Origin of the sequence: Natronomonas gomsonensis, assembly GCF_024300825.1 — an archaeon.
Classification (GTDB): domain Archaea; phylum Halobacteriota; class Halobacteria; order Halobacteriales; family Haloarculaceae; genus Natronomonas; species Natronomonas gomsonensis.
Map to the genome: position 1 here is coordinate 1,287,158 of NZ_CP101323.1, position 14,214 is coordinate 1,301,371.

Consider the following 14,214-nt stretch of genomic DNA (forward strand, 5'->3'; position numbering starts at 1 on the left):
TCACTCCTCCACGAGTTCGCGGCCGAAGAGGCCCTTGGGTCTGATGAGCAACACGAGCACCAACACGACCAGCGCCGAAACCCCAGCGAGCCGTTCGCTGAGGAACTGAATCGTCATCTGATCGAGGAAACTGATGAGGTAGGCGCCGATGACACTCCCGCGGATGCTGCCGAGACCACCCAACACGACGATGGAGAACGACAGCAGCAGCGGATTGCGACCCATCAGTGGGTTCGCCGTCTGGAACGATGCGAGGAACAGCCCCGCGAGACCGGCGAGGGCGCCGGCGAGCACCCACGTGTAGGAGTACACCTGCTCGGAGTCGATGCCGACGAGCGCGGCGCCTTTATCCGACATCGAGGTCGCGAGAATGGCCTTTCCGGTTCGCGTCCGGTTGACGAAGTAAAACAGGCCACCGATGAGCACCCACGACAGCACGAACACGAGGATGCGGTTGAGTTGGATGCTGTCGCTGAGGACGGTAATCGACCCATCGAGGAGTTGCGGCACGAGCAACTCCTCGCCGCCGAAGATGACGAGCATCAGTTGCTCGACAACGATGGCGACGACCAGCGTCAGGATGAGCACGGTGACCGGATTGTGTCGGACTTTACTGATGAGACCCTTGTACAGCGCAAGGGAGAACGCCCCGGAGATGACTGCCGCGGCGATGGCACCGAGAACGATACTTCCCGTGGCGGCGTCGACGGCGTAGGCGCTGTAGGCGCCCACGGTGATTATCGCCCCGTGGGAGAGGTTCAACACCCCGCCCACGCCGAAGATGAGCGTGAAGCCGATGGCTACCAACGAGTACAACGCCCCCAACATGAGGACGTTCGTCGCGATAGTGATGGCACTTACCATCGTGTCTTAGGCCCACGGTGGCGACTGGTACTCTGCTTCCTCCAGGTCGTCGGGCCAGAGGACGCGCTGGTGGCCCTCGCCGCTTTCGTCGGCCTGCCACTGGAAGTAGACGCCTTGTGCGTAGTCGGCGCCGTACCGGACGTCGTGGGGGAACCGGCCGTCGGGACCGAAGAATTCGATATTCCCACCGGTGCCGGTGTAGGACATCCCCTCCAGTTCGGAGACGAGGTCGTCGCTGTTGACGCTCTCGGTCGCCTCGATGGCCTCCTTTATCATGTACACCGCGTCGTACGCCGAGTAGCCGGTGTACACCGGGAGACTGTCGTATTCCTCTTGATAGGCGTCGGCGTACGGTACCGTCTTCTCGGTGACCTCGGAGTTGGCCGTCGCCGTCGTCTGTGAGAACGTCGAGATGGCTGCTCCCTGAGTCGCCTCGTAGAACGACGGCAACTGCGTCGGGACGTGGATACCACCGAAGCCGAACGGCCGCTGCTGTTGGGCCCACTGGACGAGCGCCGTCGTCCCGGTGTGTGCTAGGGCCGTGTAGGCGCCGTCGACCTCGTCGGACTCGAGTTGGTCGTACACCGGTGTGAAGTCCTCGGTGCCCTCCGCAACACGGCGGACCTCGGTTACCTCGACGCCGGCCTCCTCTTCGAGTTGGGACTGAATATCGTTAGTAATCGGCTCCGTCCACTTGTAGTCCTCCGCGAGGAAGGCGATTTTCTCCCAGCCCATCTCCTCGAAGCGGTCCGCAGCGAACTGAACCTGTGACTCACCGAGGAACACGGAGTTGATGGGACCGACACGGAACCAGTACTTGTTCCGGTCGTAGTTCTCCTCGACGAGGGCGGGGGCCTCCGGCGTCGCGGCACCCGCGGTGAGGTGGACGGTGCTCTGCTGGGCGATGTTACCCATAATCGACAGCAGGCTCTCGGAGCCGAAGATGCCGACCGTGGCGTCGACGTTCTCGCCGGTCGTCAGCTCCTGGTAGACCTCACGGGTCGTCCCGGGCTGGTCCTTCGTGTCCTTCGTCGAGACCTCCACGTCGGCGCCGGCGATGCCGCCGTCGTCGTTGATTTCGCTGACGGCGAGTTCGGCGCTTTTCAGAATCGAATCGCCCATCGGCGAGTCGGCGGGCCCGAGAGCGCCGATGGTGACGGTGTCGGGAACGCCACCGCCGCCGTTGCCGTTCCCGTTGCCGCCGCCCAGACAGCCCGCCAAAGCAGTCCCCACGGCCCCTGCACCCGTTGCTCTCAGGAACGAGCGTCGATTGACCCCGAGAGCGCTGTTTGTTCGTGAACCGTTCGACCGTCGGCTGCCATTATTATTGTTAACCATTACCGCTATCCGTCCTTATGGGACAACCATCATAAATGTGCTGCTGGTTTCCAGACGACACGATGTTAGAGAAAAAGCAATTTTCTACTACCGATGGTAATATTTGGTGAAAGCGGTCAAATTCTGTAGTTTTTCATGGGCGAAATTCCATATCCCGGAAAGCGGCATACGTGACAGCTCAGCGAGCAGTCCACCCGCCGTCGACCGCCAGCGTCTCGCCGGTTGCATACGAGGCGAGGTCGCTGGCGAGAAACACCGCCGGCCCGGCGATTTCCTCGGGGTCCGCAAAGCGGTTCAGCGGCGTCCTCGCCTCGATGGAGTCACGCAGGTCGTCGTTTTCCTGAAGGTCGGTCGTGAGGTCCGTCGCGACGTACCCCGGCGCCAGACAGTTCACCCGCACGTCCGGCGCCCAATCGAGGGCGAGACTCTTCGTCAACCCGACCAGTCCGTGTTTGGAGGCGACGTAGGGGTGTTGCCGGGGGAGACCGACGATGCCGCCGACCGACGCGACGTTCAACAGGGTGCCGCCAGCGTCCTTCAGCGACGACTCGGCAGCACGGGCACAGGCGAAGGCCCCACCCAAATTCACGTCCAGCACCGAATCGAACCCCTCCTCGGAGACGGCCTCCGGCGTTCCCAGCGCGTCGTCGGGGTTGATGCCGGCGTTGTTGACGACGATGTCGACGCCGAGGTCGCTGGCGATACGGTCAAAACAGGCCTCGACGGCCTCGGTGTCGGCCACGTCGAGGGTTTCGGTGCGACTCTCGACGCCGCGGTCACGAACCTCCTCGACGACGGCCTCGACGGCGTCTTCTGTCCGTGCCAGCGGAACGACGTTCGCGCCAGCGTCGGCGAACCCCAACGCGATTGCCCGGCCGATACCGCGGGAGCCACCAGTGACGACGGCAGTTCGTCCCGAGAGGTCGAGTTCCATACCGCCTCCGCGGCCGGCGTCTGCAAAAAGCCACCTACCGAAGGGAACGCCTTCGTAACGCTCATACGCCCGATACGTCTAAGGGTACCCAATGGAACTGCGCGTCATCGAGAACTTGGAGAACGAGTTGTCCATCGAGATTCAGGGCGAAGACCACACGTTCATGAACGTGCTGAAGGGTGCCCTGCTCGAAGTCGAGGGCGTCACCGCCGCCACATACGACATGAACCCCGAGCAGTCCGGTGGTCAGACCGACCCCGTCGTCACCATCAAGACCGACGATACGATTGCGCCTCTGGATGCGCTCGAGGAGGCCACCGGCGGTGTCAAAGAGAAGACCACCGCGTTCCGGGACGCCTTCGAATCCGCGGCCTGACGGCTTTTCTCTCCCCGAAACCGCTTTGCGTCTTCCACTCCGAGCGACGTGTATGCACCGACGGAGTTTCCTCGCCTCGACCGGGGCGGCGGCGGCCGCATTCGCCGGTTGTCTCGGCGGCGACGGCGAAAGCGACGACGGGTCGGGAAACGACGGCTACCCACCCGCCTCTGAGGACACCCCCGAACCAATGGGCGTCGACACGGACGGCTTCCAGCGCATCGACGTCGAAGGAACCGCGGTTCCGCTGGCCCCCATCGAGGTGACCTACAACTGGTACCGGCGACGGGAGGCGCGCTTTGCTGACGCCCGCGGCGAGGGCCAATACGAACGCGCCCACATCGAAGGCGCCGCCTGGAGTCCCGCACCGGAGGGCCGAACGAACGACCCCGTCAAGTCGTGGCCACGCGAGGACCGCATCGTCTGTTACTGTGGCTGTCCACACCACCTCTCGTCGCTCCGAGCGGCCACCCTCATCGAAGCCGGCTACGAGAACGTGTACGTCATCGACGAGGGGTTCTTCGAGTGGTTGGAGCGGGAGTACCCGGCGGTCGGGTCGGAGATACAGAACAACGTTGCGTCCTACACCATCGCCGGACGAACCGACCCCGCCCACGCCGAGGCCACCGTCTACGCCGCCCACGAACCCACGGACCAACGGGAGGCCGCCTTCGTCGACGACGACGGCGGCTACGAGATGACGCTGCACTTCGGCGGACTCACCGAAGACAGCGAAATCCGGCTGGAAACCCCGGCGTACGAACTCCTCGCGCCGCTGTCGGAGCTCACCGCCGGCGTAATAACGGGACCGTAATCAGATTCGCATCGGGATGCCCTGCTCGTCGAGGTATCGCTTGACCTCGTCGACGGAGTACTCCTCGAAGTGGAAGATAGAGGCCGCAAGCGCCGCGTCGGCGTTGGCTTCGGTGAACACTTCCTCCATGTGGGCGGGCGAACCACACCCCGAGGAGGCGATGACCGGCGTCGAGACGTTGTCACAGACCGCCTTCGTCAGCGGGATGTCGTAGCCGTCCTTCGTGCCGTCGGCGTCGATGGAGTTGACGAACAACTCGCCGGCACCGCGGTCGGCCGCCTCCCGCGCCCACTCCACCACGTCGATGTCGGTCCCCTCGCGGCCCCCCTTGACGGTACATTCGAACCAGCAGGACTCGCCGTCGACCTCAGCGTAGTACTCGCCGGCCTCGTCGTAGCGCCGCCGGGCGTCGACCGAGATGACGATACACTGACTGCCGAAGGCTTCGGCGCCCTCGCCGACCAACTCGGGACGCTCTAAGGCGCCGGTGTTGATGGATACCTTGTCGGCGCCGGCCCGCAGCGTCTCCTTGATGTCGTCTTTCGTCCGGATGCCGCCGCCGACGGTCAGCGGGATGAAACACTCATCGGCGACCGCCGAGACGGTTTCGAGCATCGTCTCTCGACCCTCAGCCGACGCCGTGATGTCGAGGAAGACGAACTCGTCGGCGCCGGCCTCGTTGTACTTCTTTGCGAGTTCGACGGGGTCACCGGTGTACTCGAGGTCCTCGAAGTTGACGCCGGTGTAGACGGCTGCGTTGCCGTCGTCGTCCAAATCCACGTCGATACAGGGGATAATCCGCTTCGTGAGCGTCATCTGATAGGCGTTTGTACGACGCCCGTTCCTAAAAGGAGTCGGGAACTGATGCCGCCAGTTCGACCATCGAACCCTCAGTCGGCGGCGGTGTCGGGGTCCGCGTCGCTGAACATCGTTCCGACGTCTACGTCCTCGGTTTCGGATGCGGGTGGGTCGTACAGTTCGTGGGCGGTAAATCCGAGCGGCCCGGCCAACACGACGTACGGCACCTGTCGAATCAACTGATTGTGGGCCGTCACCGACTCGTTGTACACCTCCCGTCGGTCCGCGATTTGCTCTTCGATGCGGGCGATTTCGTCCTGAAGCGACTGGAGGTTCTGGACGGCCTGCGGTTCGGGGTGGTCCTCGGCCCGGACGTTCAGCCGGCCGAGCGCCCCTCTGATGGCTTCTCCGGCCGCGGCCTCCTCCTCTGGCGTCTCGGCCCGCTGGGCCTGTTCGCGGGCTTCGACGATGTCCGACAGCAACTCCTCCTCGAAGTCCATCGCCCGCTTGGCCGTGTCGACGAGTTTTTCGAGAGCGTCCTGTCGCTGTTTGAGCAACACGTCGATGTCCGCCCACGCGTTCTTGACCCGTTCGTCTACCCGAACGAGTCGGTTGTACAGCGAGACGACGTACGCCCCGACGACGACGACGGCAAGGATGACCACCACCGCACCGACGATAGTGAGGATATTTACCATACTGTCTGGATGCAACGACCGGCGTTAAGAAACTTACCCGACTCCGGGCGGCGGTCGGCTACAGAACCGGCAGTTCGAGGCCGACCAACGGACCGAACGTGCCAAGCAGCAATCCAACCGCGACGACGATGGCGACGACGGCGGCCGGAACGCGCCACAGCGCCCACCGCCGTTCGGAGATGAGTTCCGACTGCGGTTCGTCGGCAATCATGAACAGCGGTTCCTGTGTCGCGTCCCCCTCGGGCACCTTCCGGATGACGAGGTTTTCGGCGTTCGAGGTTCCACCGTCGGCCTCGGCTCTGGGCTGGACCGTCCCGAAGACGAACACGTCCTCGCCCGGCTTGATGAGGTTCTGTCGGTACTTCCGGTCGCCCTCGGAGGCCCCACCCCCACTCGATGATTCGGAAACCCGACCGACACCGCTCGTGGTGTCGATGAACGACGCTATCGGCCCGGGTGGCGTTTCATCGGCGTCGACCCGTATCGTCGTCTCGCCGTCCGGGTCGATTTCGTAGCGGGCGTCGCCGTGCGGTTCGACCAGCACCGACCCCGTGCCGTCGTCTACGTAGAAGGGGACGCCGTCCAGTCCCGAGGCGACGTGGTTCCACGACCCGCCGTCGTCGTCATCGTCGTCGTACTCTAAGACCTCCCACGTGCAGACGATACACTCCTCGTCGGAAAACGGTGCCGTCGCCGCCTCAGAAGGGCCCGGGCGGGCGATACCTGTGACCTCGGAAGGGCCCATCGACAGCGATTCTGCCTGTTCGGTCGGCGTATCCGCCATCAGTTCCCGCTGTTTGCGCCGCCTGAACCCCTTCCTGATGAGGAAGACGCCGGAGACGAGCAACGCCAACGCGTAACCGACCGTAATGAGCCAGCCATCCGGCCAGCCGTCGTTTCGGATGTACGCCTCACTGGCGTCGTGGGGATTGTACTGGGCCTCGACCGACTGCCCGGCCTGATAGTCTCCGGCGACGGACTGGGCCCACGAGCGGGAGTCGCTCCACCGGCGGAACGACCCCGGGAAGACATTGTCGTGGGCGTACCGCTTTCCCTCGGCCGTGTAGCTGTACTCGACGACGGGCCGGTACTCGTAGTCGTCGGGGCCGTCGTCGTTCTCGATGACTCGGCGGTCGACGCCCGTCGATTCGACGGTAGCGTCGGTCGGTTGGTTCTCCTGTATCGCCAGGTTGTGCTGGAGGACGTGGGTCCCGCCCGCCGCGCCGGCGATGAGGCCGACGACCAGCAGCACGACGACGAACCCCAAATCCTTCTCTGCCCAGAGCCCGTCCGTTGACCCCCGCATACCCACCTCAGGCAGGGGAGAGGCTATAAAGCCTCGCGTCGCTCGAACCCGCCGAGCGGTGGAAAGGCACAAACCGCCCGCCCGACAAGCGCCGGCAATGACTACCGTACGGAACATCGCACAGGGGGTGCGCTCCTTTACGAGCAACGCCTTCCTCGTCGACGGCAAGCGGACCGTCCTCGTCGACGCCGGCAACGACTTCGACGCCGTCGAACGAATCGAGGCCGCCGAGACGGGCCTCGATGCCCTCGTGTTAACCCACACCCACCCTGACCACGTCGGCAACGTCGGGGCCGTCGTCGACGCCTTTGACGTCGATGTGTGGGGGTTCGACCCCGACCACGAACTCGTCGACCACGCCATCGCCGACGGAGACACCGTGGCCATCGGCGACGACGACCATCTCGCGCTTCACACGCCGGGGCACAAGGACGACCATCTCTGTCTGTATTCACGGGAGGGGGGCATTCTGTTCGCCGGCGACCTCGTCTTCGCCAACGGCGGGTTCGGACGAACCGACCTCAAGGAAGGCGACCGCGGGGCGCTCGTCGAGAGCATCGATTACCTGCTTGAGACCGTCGATGACGGCCTCGAAGCGATGTACGTCGGCCACGGGCCGGCCGTCGAAACCGACCCGCTGTACCACATCGAACTCGCCGCCCAATCCGCGCGGATGGGCTAAACCGCCGCCAGCAGTTCGTCGTAGGTATCGGCGTAAGCGTTGGCGACGATACCGGGGTCATCGCGCTCCCGTCCGGACAGCGCCGGCAGCGTCGTCGTCGACAGCGGGTCGAGCAACTCGACGACGTGTTCGACGCGCTCTTCGAGGCGCCCCTCGTGGGCGCTGCCGCTTGCAACGTCGCAGGCCTTCGCGTAGCGCTCGCCGTCGAAGATTCGACAGCGACGCGGTTCGACCACCGCGACGGCGTCGGGGACGAACTCCGAGAGTGGCCGAGCGATGTCGGCGTAGGATTCGACGATTGCAGAGTCGCGTTGGTCGATTTCCTCGCCCAGCGCTGTCAGCGCCGGGGCGTGGAGTTCGGCCATCAGGTCGTTGAGTTCCGGCAACGACTCGACGTGCGGGGCGTCTTCCAGCGGGAGGTGCCGTTTCGCCGCTGGCGGTATCTCGATGGTACCATTGACGACGTAGCGGTCCTCGTCGGATCGGGTGATGCGGTCGACGACGAACGCCCGACCCTCCCGTCCGAGCAGTCCCTTCCCGGAGCCGGGACGTGGAATCCACAGCCGATGGATGGGGTTGATTGCCTCGGGGTCGATATCGCCCGGCGAGGCTGCGGCGAGGCGTTTCGAGTCCTTGCCGTACAGTCGCCCGTCGGCGACGGCACGCCGATAGTCGTCGTGGTCGTACCAGTAGCCGTTGCCCGCTCGCGGTTTGAACCCGCGGGCGCCGGTGCGTTCGATGAGCCCCGTGGTGAACGTCGTCTTCCCAGCGTCGACCTCCGCGGCCCCGGCGACGAGCAGTTTCATTTCAAGCCGTAGTGTCCCGGTTCCTCGTCGCTCTCCGGTTCGGCGAAGACGAACGACTCGCTGTGGTCCAACATCCACGGAATCGCCCAGTTGAGCAAGATGTCCTCGGTTCCGGGGTCGAGGTCACGGTCCGGTTCGACACCCTGCAGCAGGCGGGCGATTTCGTAGACGGTGTAGAGCTGGTCGGGTTCCAGTACCTCCTCGGGGTCGTAGAACTCGAAGTCGCGGATGTCGTCGAACTCCTCGCGCGGTCGTGGCATGGGTGCCGGTAGGTCATCACCCCTTTTATGCGTTGGTTACCGGCGCCGAGGGCACCCAAAATAGGTTTGTCCGTGGCGGAACACTGCAGCATATGACCCCATCGTCGTCAGCGGAAGCCCGCCGTATCAGCGAGGAAGTGTCGTACATCCCCTTCGGGATTCGCGGGCTCGATGGGACACTTCGCGGCATTCCGACGGGAAGTTCAGTGTTACTCGCCGGCGCGCCCGACGCAGGTGGCGACCCTTTCACCTACACGAGTCTCGCGCGATTGATGGCCGCGAAACACGCCCCCGAACAGGTCCCCAGTCAACTGAGCGACCGTGCCGAACACATCCCCGAATCGGTGACGTACCTGACCCTCTCACACGACCGCGAACACGTTTACAGCGCGATGGACGCCGTTCTCTCGGACGACCAGTTCGACGTACTCGCCGACCACACCACGGTTGCGGACTTCTCACAGCGATTCATGGACCTGTTGCCGGTACCCGAGGCCCTGTTCGACGCCAGACGGCGCGACGATGCTATCGAGCAATCCGAGGGGAAACACCACGAGATGGATACGGAGTCGGAACCCCAACCGGAGACGTTTCAGGGGTTCCTCGACGATATCAGTGACCGACTCGCGGAGGCCTCCGATAGCCTCATCGTCGTCGATTCGCTCTCCGATATCGAGCGGGCCACGGAGTTCGGACTCCCAACGGGTCACGAACTCGCCTTCCTGCTGGGGTTGCGTGAGGCGGTCGTCAACTGGGGAACCGTCGCCTACGTCAAGTTAGACCGGCGAGCGGGGTCGGTCCGAGAGGACACGACCATCAACGGACTGTTGCACGGGTCTGTGTACTTCTACTCCAACGACGAGGGGTACACGACCTACCGGACGGTTCGAGTCGGCTCTTTCGGCGGCGCCCTCGACACCGAACGACAGGAGGTGTTCGACTCCATCATCGACGACGGCGGCTTCCGGGCGAAGGCGACGAAGAAGGTCGGACGGAAACACTGGTAGCTGTCGCTACGGACGGTGCCGCTCGAAAAATATCGGTGATGTGACTACGGTTCTACTGCTGGACGGCGTTTTCGTACTGCTCTGCGACGTTGTCCCAGTCGACGACGTCGAAGAAGGCGTCGATGAAGCTTCCGCGGTCCGGACCGTAGTCGTAGTAGTAGGAGTGCTCCCAGACGTCGAGCGCGAGGATGGGGTGGCTGCCCCACAGGGCACCCTGGTCGTGCTTGTCGACGACGAGGTTGCGCAGTTGGTCGGCAACCGGGTCGTAGACGAGCAGCGCCCAGCCGCCTGCGGCGCCCGCAGCAGCCTTGAACTCGCCCTTCCAGCCCTCGTAGGAGCCGAAGTCCTCCTCGATGCGGTCGGCGAGGTCGCCCGAGGGCTCCCCACCGCCGTTGGGGTCCATGTTCTCCCAGAACAGCGTGTGGAGATAGTGACCGCTACCGTTGTGGGTGACGTTGCGGATGGCGCTGCCGGACGAGCCGAAGTCGCCGGCTTCGCGGTTCTCCGCGAGCGTCTCCTCGGCCGACTCGAGACCGTTCACGTAGCCCTGATGGTGGGTGTCGTGATGCCACGTCAGGACCTGCTCGGAGATGGACGGTTCGAGTGCGTCGTAGTCGTACGGGAGCGGCGGCAGTTCGGGATTGGAATGTTCGGGCATTTATATCGACCTCCAAATGTACCAGTCGTCTGGATAGCTGTTAAAACTTCGTGGAGTGGTGGTATCACACCACACGAGAGAGACCGCTTGATAGCGCCGGGGTGGCGTTTCTCGTCAGGGGGTCGTCGCGTACCGCAAACTCGGAGGACCCATCGGAGAAAGTGATTTAACTACAGGGATTAAGTAAGACAGTTGAAAACTAGTTGTATGGCCGAGGATTCTCGAGGGGATAACCACAGCCCGGGGGACAGGGCAGGTGGAGTACCACCCAATGACGACCCCGGGACGAGCATCGATTCGACTGCGTACGAAACCATCTTCAACGCAGTCGAAGATGCCGTCTTCATTTTCGACGTTACCCACGACGATGCCGAGGTGACCTTCAGGTTCCGAGCGAACAACCAGGCCCACGAATCGATTACCGGGATGACGACCGAGGACTACCGCGGCCAAACGCCACAGGACCTTTTCGACGACGAACAGGCTGCGGACGTTCTCGACGAGTATCGCACCTGTGTCGAGCGGAAAGAGACGATAGAATACGAGGAGACACTGGAACATCCCTCCGGAACCATCGAGTGGCAAACGAAACTGACACCCATCACCGAGGACGGGACAGTCACTCGAATCGTCGGTATCGCCCGCGATATCACGGACCGAAAGGAACGGGAGCGTGAACTCGAACGGTATCGAGACGTCCTCGGCAAGGCACAAACCATCGCAAACATCGGTGCGTGGGAGGCCGACCTGCGTCGGGAGGAATCCTGGACGACCGAGCAGATAAACGAAATCTACGGGTTACCCCCCGACGAGGAAATCGGCATCGGCGAGGGTATCGACTACTTCCACCCTGACGACCGTCCAATCATCGAAGAGGCGTTCGAGCGGGCTGTTGAAACGGGAGAGCCGTACGACCTCGAACTTCGTGTCGAGGGTGAGGACGGAGAACGGCGATGGGTTCGCGCTCAGGCCGACCCCTATCTCGAGGATGGCGAGGCGGTTCGCATTCGAGGGACGTTCCAGGACATCACCGAACGAAAAGAGCGAGAGCGGGAACTGGAACGAAGCCGGAGGCGGTTGCAGGCCCTCTTCGAACAAGCCCCGGACGCGATTTTCATTCACAACGAGAGAGGAGAGATTCTGGACGTGAATACACAGGCCGTAGAGTCACTGGGATACGATTATGAGAAGTTGTGTTCGATGGAGGTCACCGATATCGAAGTTACCCACAGGGAGGAACTGGACGAAACCTGGCAGGGGATGGATACGGGCGAAATGGTGAAAAAAGAGGGAATGCAGCGGCGAAAGGACGAATCGACGTTCCCGGTGGACGTGTGGGTAACGAAGTTAGAACTCCCCGAGGGAATCCGGTATCTTGCACTTGCCAGGGACACGAGTGAGCGAAAGCAATACGAACAGCAACTCAAAGAGCAGCGGGATAACCTGCAACTGCTGAACGAGGTCGTCCGGCACGACATTCGGAACGACCTCACCGTCGTCAAGGGGTACGCGGAGTTGCTCGCCGATCACGTCGACGAGGATGCTGAAACGGAGCTTACGACCGTTCAACAGAAGGCCGAAGAAGCAATCGAGTTGACGAAAACGGCCCGGGATTTGGCGAACGTGATGCTCCAATCCGAAGCCGAAAAACAGCAGATGTCCCTCAGTCACGCGCTCGAAAATCAGGTCGAAGAGACCCGAACTGGCGATTCTGTGTCGATTGTAACTATCGATGGGTCGATTCCGGACGTTTCCGTTAGAGCGGACAACATGCTCGACGCGGTTTTTCGAAATCTGCTACAGAACGCGATTCAGCACAACGATAAAGACGTTCCGAGGGTGGCCGTGACCGCCGAAGAGACCGATACGTCGGTACGGGTTCGGATTGCGGACAACGGGCCGGGAGTCCCCGATTCACGGAAAGACGAAATCTTCGCCCGGGGCGAGAAGGGGCTCGAAAGCGCCGGGAGCGGCCTCGGCCTGTATCTCGTCAAGACGCTCGTCGACCGATACGGTGGCGACGTGTGGGTCGAAGACGCCGAACCCGAAGGCGCCGTGTTCGTCGTTGAGTTGCCGATTGCTGACTGAGGACGGTCCGTGTCGGAACGGCCGTCAGTCCGACCGTTCACTGCTCACTCCTCTTCCCCTGCTCGCGTGTCGTCGCTTCGCTCCTCCCGCTCGTCTTTTCGGATGACTCGTTCGACGTTCTCACTCCTCCTCGCCACGCTCCGGGGTTCGTCCGACGTACTCACCGCTCCGCCTCGAGGACTCCTTCGCGATGCTCAGTCGTCCTCGCCCCTCGCCCGCTCGAACATCGCAAGCGCCTGCTCGCGGCGTTCGCTGTGGTCGACTATCGGGTCCGTGTACTCGGGGGCGGCGTTGGCTCGCTGTGTCGGCGAACACTCGTGCCAGGAGTGGACGATTTCGGGGTCGGTGTCCCGCAGTTCGGGCACGTACTCGCGGATGTACTCGGCGTCGGGGTCGTAGCGTTCGCCCTGCGTCATCGGATTGAAGATACGAAAGTACGGTTGAGCGTCGGTCCCCGTCGAGGCGGCCCACTGCCAGCCGCCGTTGTCGTTTGCGGTGTCGTGGTCGACCAACCGCTCCCGGAAGTGGTCGTAGCCGTGCCGCCAGTCGCAGAGGAGGTCCTTCGTCAGGAAGGATGCCACTATCATCCGCACGCGGTTGTGCATGTACGCCTCCTCTCGCAGTTGGCGCATCCCTGCATCGACGATGGGATACCCCGTCTCACCGCGTTTCCACGCCTCGAGGAGGTCCTCGTCGTCGTCCCACTCGATGGCGTTCTCGTAGGACTTGTAGTTCTCTCTCACCACCTCGGGATTGAAGTAGAGGACGTGGGTGTAGAACTCCCGCCAGGCCAACTGCGAGCGGAACTCGGTGACCGACTCGCGCTTTTCGCCGGACATCGAGTCACGAACCTCACGGACCCGTTCGTCGACCTCCCGGATGCCGATGGTCCCGAACTTCAGGTGCGGCGAGAGCCGCGAGGTACAGCCCTCAGCCGGGTAATCGCGGCGGTCGTCGTACCGGAACACGTCGTCCGTGAGGAACTCCTCCAGCAGTTCACGGGCCGCTTCGGTGCTCGCGGGCGGAACGTCGGCGCTCGGTTCCTCGAAGCCCAACTCGGCGAGCGTCGGAATCGGCTCGTCGTCTGTCACCTCGGCGAGTTCCGGCACCGCTCGGGGGTCATCCTTCTCGCGGTCGCGCCACTTCTTCCAGAAGTAGGTGTACACCGAATAGGGGTCGCCAGCGTTGGTCGTGATGGAGCCGGGTTCGTGACAGATGGCGTCGTGGAACTTCTGTGGTGTCACGCCGTCGTCTTTGAGTTCCTCGGAGACGTGGTCGTCGCGCCGCTGTGCCAGCCCGGAGTAATCGCGGTTCCAAGAGACGACATCGACGCCGTAGTCGGCGGCCAGCGCCGGCAGTACCCCCGCCGGGTCGCCGTGGCGGACGAACAGCTCCGACCCGTTCTCGCGATAGGCCTCGCGCAACGATTCGAGGGCGTCCAGCATGAACGCCACTCGTGGGGGTGCGGCGTGGCCCAGCAGTTCGTCGTCGAAGACGAAGACGCCAGCCGCCGGTTCGGCGGGGTCGGCAAGGCCGCGGTTGTCGGCGACCCGGAGGTCCCGCCGATGCCAGTGGAGTCGCATTG

At 63.3% G+C, this 14,214-nt stretch carries 15 protein-coding genes; 5 read left to right on the forward strand and 10 right to left on the reverse strand.

The genetic code is table 11. The features are described from left to right. The 3 genes from NMP98_RS07055 to NMP98_RS07065 all read right to left on the reverse strand — a co-directional run bounded on the left by NMP98_RS07055 (position 1) and on the right by NMP98_RS07065 (position 3,136). Positions 1-864: a branched-chain amino acid ABC transporter permease gene (locus NMP98_RS07055; RefSeq protein ID WP_254860823.1), complete on the reverse strand. Its 864-nt coding sequence runs from the start codon at positions 862-864 to the stop codon at positions 1-3. A 6-nt stretch (positions 865-870) separates the two neighbouring features. Continuing rightward, the gene (locus NMP98_RS07060) at positions 871-2,097 is read right to left on the reverse strand and encodes an ABC transporter substrate-binding protein (protein ID WP_326494481.1); all 1,227 of its coding nucleotides are present in this window, start codon (positions 2,095-2,097) and stop codon (positions 871-873) included. Positions 2,098-2,380: 283 nt separating this feature from the next. Further along, positions 2,381-3,136, reverse strand: coding sequence for an SDR family NAD(P)-dependent oxidoreductase (locus NMP98_RS07065; RefSeq protein WP_254860825.1), 756 nt, complete (start codon positions 3,134-3,136; stop codon positions 2,381-2,383). A 91-nt stretch (positions 3,137-3,227) separates the two neighbouring features. Between NMP98_RS07065 and NMP98_RS07070 the strand changes: the two genes are divergently transcribed. Together NMP98_RS07070 and NMP98_RS07075 are read left to right on the forward strand one after the other, a co-directional pair. Then, positions 3,228-3,512 (forward strand): DNA-directed RNA polymerase subunit L, encoded by a 285-nt coding sequence (locus tag NMP98_RS07070; RefSeq protein WP_254860826.1) that lies wholly within the window; start codon positions 3,228-3,230, stop codon positions 3,510-3,512. A gap of 52 nt (positions 3,513-3,564) precedes the next feature. Continuing rightward, positions 3,565-4,326 carry a rhodanese-like domain-containing protein gene (locus NMP98_RS07075; protein ID WP_254860827.1) on the forward strand — a complete coding sequence of 254 codons (762 nt, stop codon included), beginning with the start codon at positions 3,565-3,567 and terminating at the stop codon, positions 4,324-4,326. On the opposite strand, the gene hisF is transcribed toward NMP98_RS07075, so the two are convergent. The 3 genes from hisF to NMP98_RS07090 form a co-directional block, all read right to left on the reverse strand. Next, complete coding sequence (hisF, locus tag NMP98_RS07080) at positions 4,327-5,142, reverse strand: imidazole glycerol phosphate synthase subunit HisF (protein WP_254860828.1); 816 nt, start codon at positions 5,140-5,142, stop codon at positions 4,327-4,329. A 74-nt stretch (positions 5,143-5,216) separates the two neighbouring features. Continuing rightward, complete coding sequence (locus NMP98_RS07085; RefSeq protein WP_254860829.1) at positions 5,217-5,822, reverse strand: LemA family protein; 606 nt, start codon at positions 5,820-5,822, stop codon at positions 5,217-5,219. Between the two features lie 58 nt (positions 5,823-5,880). Further along, complete coding sequence (locus NMP98_RS07090) at positions 5,881-7,128, reverse strand: DUF3592 domain-containing protein (protein WP_254860830.1); 1,248 nt, start codon at positions 7,126-7,128, stop codon at positions 5,881-5,883. A 97-nt stretch (positions 7,129-7,225) separates the two neighbouring features. Here NMP98_RS07090 and NMP98_RS07095 point away from each other — a divergent pair, with 97 nt between their 5' ends. After that, on the forward strand, positions 7,226-7,810 hold the full coding sequence (locus NMP98_RS07095; protein WP_254860831.1) for an MBL fold metallo-hydrolase: 585 nt from the start codon (positions 7,226-7,228) through the stop codon (positions 7,808-7,810). Here NMP98_RS07095 and NMP98_RS07100 read toward each other — a convergent pair. Continuing rightward, complete coding sequence (locus NMP98_RS07100) at positions 7,807-8,616, reverse strand: ATPase (RefSeq protein ID WP_254860832.1); 810 nt, start codon at positions 8,614-8,616, stop codon at positions 7,807-7,809. The two genes, NMP98_RS07095 and NMP98_RS07100, sit on opposite strands and share 4 nt — an antisense overlap. After that, entirely contained in the window at positions 8,613-8,876 is a 264-nt protein-coding gene (locus NMP98_RS07105; RefSeq protein WP_156708229.1) for a DUF5827 family protein, read from the reverse strand. The genes NMP98_RS07100 and NMP98_RS07105 overlap by 4 nt, the downstream gene beginning before the upstream one ends. A 92-nt stretch (positions 8,877-8,968) precedes the next feature. Here NMP98_RS07105 and NMP98_RS07110 point away from each other — a divergent pair, with 92 nt between their 5' ends. Beyond that, positions 8,969-9,883, forward strand: coding sequence for an RAD55 family ATPase (locus tag NMP98_RS07110; RefSeq protein WP_254860833.1), 915 nt, complete (start codon positions 8,969-8,971; stop codon positions 9,881-9,883). Between the two features lie 52 nt (positions 9,884-9,935). Here NMP98_RS07110 and sod read toward each other — a convergent pair whose 3' ends face one another. Continuing rightward, positions 9,936-10,541, reverse strand: a complete 606-nt coding sequence (gene sod / locus NMP98_RS07115; protein ID WP_156708227.1) for a superoxide dismutase [Mn] — start codon at positions 10,539-10,541, stop codon at positions 9,936-9,938. A gap of 207 nt (positions 10,542-10,748) precedes the next feature. Here sod and NMP98_RS07120 point away from each other — a divergent pair, with 207 nt between their 5' ends. Next, positions 10,749-12,629, forward strand: a complete 1,881-nt coding sequence (locus tag NMP98_RS07120) for a PAS domain-containing sensor histidine kinase (protein WP_254860834.1) — start codon at positions 10,749-10,751, stop codon at positions 12,627-12,629. Positions 12,630-12,823: 194 nt separating this feature from the next. Here NMP98_RS07120 and NMP98_RS07125 read toward each other — a convergent pair whose 3' ends face one another. Continuing rightward, the gene (locus NMP98_RS07125) at positions 12,824-14,212 is read right to left on the reverse strand and encodes a cryptochrome/photolyase family protein (RefSeq protein ID WP_254860835.1); all 1,389 of its coding nucleotides are present in this window, start codon (positions 14,210-14,212) and stop codon (positions 12,824-12,826) included. Positions 14,213-14,214: the final 2 nt, after the last annotated feature.

Excerpts from the sequence above, each read along its gene's own strand:
- NMP98_RS07065 (WP_254860825.1), bottom strand. The coding sequence starts at position 3,136 with ATGGAACTCGACCTCTCGGGACGAACTGCCGTCGTCACTGGTGGCTCC.
- sod (WP_156708227.1), bottom strand. The coding sequence starts at position 10,541 with ATGCCCGAACATTCCAATCCCGAACTGCCGCCGCTCCCGTACGACTAC.
- NMP98_RS07075 (WP_254860827.1), top strand. The coding sequence starts at position 3,565 with ATGCACCGACGGAGTTTCCTCGCCTCGACCGGGGCGGCGGCGGCCGCA.
- NMP98_RS07085 (WP_254860829.1), bottom strand. The coding sequence starts at position 5,822 with ATGGTAAATATCCTCACTATCGTCGGTGCGGTGGTGGTCATCCTTGCC.
- NMP98_RS07100 (WP_254860832.1), bottom strand. The coding sequence starts at position 8,616 with ATGAAACTGCTCGTCGCCGGGGCCGCGGAGGTCGACGCTGGGAAGACG.
- NMP98_RS07090 (WP_254860830.1), bottom strand. The coding sequence starts at position 7,128 with ATGCGGGGGTCAACGGACGGGCTCTGGGCAGAGAAGGATTTGGGGTTC.
- NMP98_RS07095 (WP_254860831.1), top strand. The coding sequence starts at position 7,226 with ATGACTACCGTACGGAACATCGCACAGGGGGTGCGCTCCTTTACGAGC.
- NMP98_RS07110 (WP_254860833.1), top strand. The coding sequence starts at position 8,969 with ATGACCCCATCGTCGTCAGCGGAAGCCCGCCGTATCAGCGAGGAAGTG.
- hisF (WP_254860828.1), bottom strand. The coding sequence starts at position 5,142 with ATGACGCTCACGAAGCGGATTATCCCCTGTATCGACGTGGATTTGGAC.
- NMP98_RS07055 (WP_254860823.1), bottom strand. The coding sequence starts at position 864 with ATGGTAAGTGCCATCACTATCGCGACGAACGTCCTCATGTTGGGGGCG.
- NMP98_RS07105 (WP_156708229.1), bottom strand. The coding sequence starts at position 8,876 with ATGCCACGACCGCGCGAGGAGTTCGACGACATCCGCGACTTCGAGTTC.
- NMP98_RS07120 (WP_254860834.1), top strand. The coding sequence starts at position 10,749 with ATGGCCGAGGATTCTCGAGGGGATAACCACAGCCCGGGGGACAGGGCA.
- NMP98_RS07125 (WP_254860835.1), bottom strand. The coding sequence starts at position 14,212 with ATGCGACTCCACTGGCATCGGCGGGACCTCCGGGTCGCCGACAACCGC.
- NMP98_RS07070 (WP_254860826.1), top strand. The coding sequence starts at position 3,228 with ATGGAACTGCGCGTCATCGAGAACTTGGAGAACGAGTTGTCCATCGAG.